The 4,857-nt window shown below is 36.2% G+C and carries 5 protein-coding genes; all 5 read left to right on the forward strand.

Annotation, left to right across the window (positions count from 1 at the left end; all coding sequences use genetic code 11):
- A partial coding sequence (locus V7014_RS21420) for a long-chain-fatty-acid--CoA ligase (protein WP_335510140.1) occupies nt 1-1,203 on the forward strand: 1,203 nt, incomplete at its 5' end.
- A 196-nt stretch (nt 1,204-1,399) separates the two neighbouring features.
- A complete protein-coding gene (locus V7014_RS21425; protein ID WP_335510142.1) occupies nt 1,400-1,993 on the forward strand; it encodes a TetR/AcrR family transcriptional regulator in 594 nt (197 codons plus the stop codon).
- 122 nt (nt 1,994-2,115) lie between these two features.
- Nucleotides 2,116-2,889, forward strand: coding sequence for an enoyl-CoA hydratase (locus tag V7014_RS21430; RefSeq protein ID WP_335510144.1), 774 nt, complete (start codon nt 2,116-2,118; stop codon nt 2,887-2,889).
- A gap of 53 nt (nt 2,890-2,942) precedes the next feature.
- The gene (locus V7014_RS21435; RefSeq protein ID WP_335510146.1) at nt 2,943-3,716 is read left to right on the forward strand and encodes an electron transfer flavoprotein subunit beta/FixA family protein; all 774 of its coding nucleotides are present in this window, start codon (nt 2,943-2,945) and stop codon (nt 3,714-3,716) included.
- 34 nt (nt 3,717-3,750) lie between these two features.
- Nucleotides 3,751-4,728, forward strand: coding sequence for an electron transfer flavoprotein subunit alpha/FixB family protein (locus tag V7014_RS21440; RefSeq protein ID WP_335510148.1), 978 nt, complete (start codon nt 3,751-3,753; stop codon nt 4,726-4,728).
- Nucleotides 4,729-4,857: the final 129 nt, after the last annotated feature.

Here is a 4,857-nt window from a genome sequence, read left to right on the forward strand (position 1 = left end):
ATTCAAAAGAAGCAATATGGCCTCGTAGTAAATGTGAATCATGAAGGTTCTACTCACCTATTTAAACAAATTTTAAAAGAATCCAATGCTATTGAAATACCGTTAAGGATAAATGTTGAAGAGGATTTAGCACTATTACAATATACAGGTGGTACCACGGGTTTCCCGAAAGGTGTTATGCTTACTCACAGAAATTTGATTGCAAATACAGCAATGTGTAAAGCATGGATGTATAAATGTAAAAAAGGTCATGAATCCATACTAGGCGTTTTACCATTTTTTCATGTATATGGCATGACTACAGTACTCGTTCTATCTGTAATGGATGGACATAGAATGATTTTATTACCTAAGTTTGACCCTACGACTACATTAAAAACGATTCATAAACAGCGCCCAACGTTGTTTCCTGGGGCTCCAACCATTTATATTGCACTATTAAATCATAAAGATATTACTAAATATGATCTATCTTCTATCGATTCATGCATGAGTGGTTCTGCACCTTTACCTGTAGAGGTACAAGAACAGTTTGAGAATATAACGAATGGTAAACTGGTAGAAGGTTATGGATTAACAGAAACATCCCCTGTTACACATGCTAATTTCCTGTGGGGACAAAGAGTAAGAGGAAGTATTGGAGTACCATATCCTGATACAGAAGCAGCAATATTATCAATGGAAACAGGCGAGCCATTGCCTCCTAATGAAATGGGAGAGATTGCAGTTAAGGGACCTCAAGTGATGAAAGGGTATTGGAATAGACCGGAAGATACTGAGAGCGCTTTCAGAGATGGCTGGTTTTTAACAGGCGATTTAGGATATATGGATGAGAAAGGTTATTTCTATATTGTAGATCGAAAGAAAGATATGATTATTGCAGGTGGATATAATATTTATCCGCGAGAAGTAGAAGAAGTGTTATATGAACACGAAGATGTACAAGAAGCTGTAGTAGCTGGTATTCCTGATCCTTATAGAGGTGAAACAGTGAAAGCTTATGTAGTTTTGAAAGAAGGAACGAGTATTACAGAAGAAGAGTTGAATGAGTTTACTCGTAAGCATTTAGCCGCATATAAAGTTCCGAGAATATATGAATTTCGAAGTGAGCTACCCAAAACAGCAGTAGGAAAAATTTTAAGAAGAGCTTTAGTAGAAGAAGAGAAGAAAAAAACAGAGGATGAGAATAGAAAACAAGCGTAAAAAAACGTTAAGAGCTGCTTTTATTGCTCTTACGTAACATTATTTTGGACATGCTTGTGACAGCATCGTATAATTAAGAATAATTGAAGATATAGACCTTCTCCTTTCAACATTTTTCTTGACTTCATTATGCGGGCATACTATTATAAAAATATGAATGGTTATTCATTCATTTCTCTGAAAGGGGAAGGACATTTTGAAGAAAAATAAACCGAAGTATAAACAAATTATCGAAGCTGCAGTAATTGTCATCGCGCAGCATGGTTATCATCATGCTCAAGTTTCAAAAATTGCGAAACAAGCAGGTGTAGCAGACGGAACAATTTATTTATACTTCAAGAACAAAGAAGACATTCTAATTTCTGTTTTTCAAGAGAAAATGGGAGAGATTGTTGAGAAAATCGAAGGTGAATTAAAAGGTAAACAAACTGCTTCTCAAAAGCTAGCTTTGTTAGTTGAAAAGCATTTTGAAATGTTATCTAGCGATTCAAATCTTGCCATAGTTACACAGCTAGAATTGAGACAATCCAGCAAAGATCTTCGTCTAAAAATCAATGCAGTACTAAAACGATACTTAATTGTCGTAGACAGCATTCTTCAAGAAGGTATCGAAAGTGGAGAATTTAAGAAAGACTTAAATTATAAACTAGCAAGACAAATGATTTTTGGTACGCTTGATGAAATAGTAACAACTTGGGTAATGAATGAACAAAAATACGACCTTCGAAAATTATCTCATCAGGTACATACCCTATTTATTGCAGGGCTTTCACAAGGAAAAAGTGAATAGAATGTGAAAGGGCATCAAATTTTTTGTTGCCCTTTTTTCGAAAAGTTTTGAATTGTTAAACACTTGATTATATACTTAATATTGTATAATAAGAATTGCACTATGAATAAAGGAGGAATTGGATGCAATTAATGTCTTATAGCATTGAGGCGAATGTGGCAACGATTATGTTGAATAGCCCACCAGCCAATGCGCTATCATCTCAAGTTTTGCAAGAGTTGGCGTCAGTTCTAGATGTTTTAGAAGATGACAATCAAGTACGTGTAATTGTGATTCAAGGTGAAGGAAGATTCTTTTCAGCTGGAGCTGATATTAAAGAATTCACAACTATTTCTTCTGGTGAAGAATTTTCAAAGCTTGCTGCTAGAGGACAGAATTTGTTCGAAAGAATGGAACAGTTCTCAAAACCAATTATCGCTTCTATTCATGGAGCAGCACTTGGTGGTGGCTTAGAGCTAGCAATGGCTTGTCACATTCGTTTTGTAACAGAGACAGCTAAGATAGGGCTACCAGAATTACAATTAGGACTAGTTCCTGGTTTTGCTGGAACACAGCGTTTACCGCGTTTAGTAGGTGCAGCTAAGGCGGCAGAAATGTTATTTACTAGTGAACCAATCTCAGGTAAAGAAGCGGTTCAATGGGGTCTAGCAAATGCAGCATTTGGCGAAGATGAACTTCAAGATGCTGTTCAAAAGCTTGCTAGTAAAATAGCAGCTAAGAGTCCTCTTGCACTTAAGAAAACTATTGAATTATTAAACTATTCAAAACATGAACAGTACTATAAAGGTGTTCAGAAAGAATCAGAATCATTTGGTGAAATATTTGTTTCAGAAGATGCTAAAGAAGGTATATCCGCTTTTATTGAGAAGAGACAGCCTCAATTTATAGGGAAATAATTATGTGTATAATATTCTAAATTTTCATAATTAAAAATACAGGAGGTTAAGCAATGAACATTTATGTTTTATTAAAAAGAACTTTTGACACAGAAGAAAAGATTACACTTTCTAATGGGAAAATCAATGAAGAGGGTGCTGAGTTCATCATTAATCCATACGATGAGTATGCAGTTGAAGAAGCCATCGTTGTAAGAGATGCTCATGGTGGAGAAGTGACTGTTGTTTCAGTAGGAACTGAAGAAGCAGAGAAGCAACTTCGCACAGCTCTAGCAATGGGAGCTGACAAAGCGGTTCTAATCAACGTTGAAGATGATGTAGAAGATGGAGATCAATTCACAACATCAACAATTCTATCAGCTTACTTAAAAGATAAAGAAGCAGACCTTATTATTGCTGGAAACGTTGCAATTGATAGCGGATCTGGACAAGTAGGGCCTCGTGTAGCTGAGAATTTAAACATTCCTTATATCACAACTATTACAAAACTTGATATTGATGGAACAAATGTAAGCGTTGTCCGTGACGTTGAAGGGGACTCCGAAGTTATTGAGACAAGCCTTCCGCTACTAGTAACAGCTCAACAAGGTTTAAATGAACCGCGTTATCCATCTCTACCAGGAATTATGAAAGCGAAGAAGAAACCGTTAGAAGAACTAGAATTAGATGATTTAGATCTTGAAGAAGATGATGTAGAAGCGAAAACAAAAACGATTGAAATTTTCTTACCTGCTGCAAAAGAAGGCGGAAAAGTTCTTGAAGGCGATTTGAAAGATCAAGTATCTGAGCTAGTAAGTCTGTTACACAAAGAAGCAAAAGTAATTTAAATCCAACAAGTTAGATAATAGGAGGTCAAAATAGATGGCTAGAAAAATTCTTGTCTTAGGTGAAGTTCGTGATAGTGCTCTACGTAATGTTTCTTTTGAAGCAGCTGCTGCAGCAAAAGTTGCTTCTGAAGGTGGAGAAGTAGTTGGTGTATTAATCGGTGAATCTGTACAATCTTTAGGTAATGAATTCATTCAATATGGCGCAGACCGCGTTGTAACAGTTGAAAATGCTAGTTTAAGTCAATATACTTCTGACGGATTTGCTCAAGCATTATTACAGGTAGTTGATGCTGAAAGTCCAGAGGGAATTATTATTGGGCATACAGCTTTGGGTAAAGATTTAGCACCTAGAATTGCTGGTAAGTTAAATTCAGGTTTAATTTCTGATGTAACTTCTCTTGAAGTTGTTGGTGGAAATCTAGTATTTACTCGTCCAATCTATTCAGGTAAGGCATTTGAAAAGAAAATCGTTACTGACGGTTTAGTCTTTGCGACAATTCGTCCAAATAACATTGCTCCGTTACTAAAAGACGAGTCTCGTTCAGGAGATGTTACATCATTATCTGCAGAAATTAAAGATTTACGTACGGTTATTAAAGAGGTTGTTCGTAAAGCAACTGAGGGTGTAGATTTATCAGAAGCCAAAGTTGTAGTTGCTGGTGGTCGTGGTGTGAAAAGCGAAGAAGGATTTGAACCTTTAAAAGAATTAGCGAATGTACTTGGCGGCGCAATTGGTGCTTCTCGTGGAGCTTGTGATGCAGAGTATTGCGATTATTCATTACAGATTGGACAAACCGGTAAAGTTGTAACACCTGATTTGTACATAGCGTGTGGAATTTCGGGAGCTATTCAACATTTAGCAGGAATGTCTAACAGTAAAGTAATCGTTGCAATCAACAAAGATCCAGAAGCAAACATCTTCAAAGTTGCGGATTACGGAATTGTTGGAGACTTATTCGAAGTAGTTCCGATGTTAACTGAAGAATTAAAAAAATTAAAAGTAAACGCATAATTTAGGCATAACTATCCTTCGCAAAATTGTGGAGGGTAGTTTTGTTTTTTTAGGAATTTATAAAATAATCCGTTGTTGATTACTTTAAATAGAGTGATTCAACGTCCAGCTCCGAGCACCCAACGCCTA

This window comes from Bacillus sp. JJ722 (assembly GCF_036963345.1).
Lineage (GTDB): Bacteria > Bacillota > Bacilli > Bacillales > DSM-1321 > Bacillus_AD.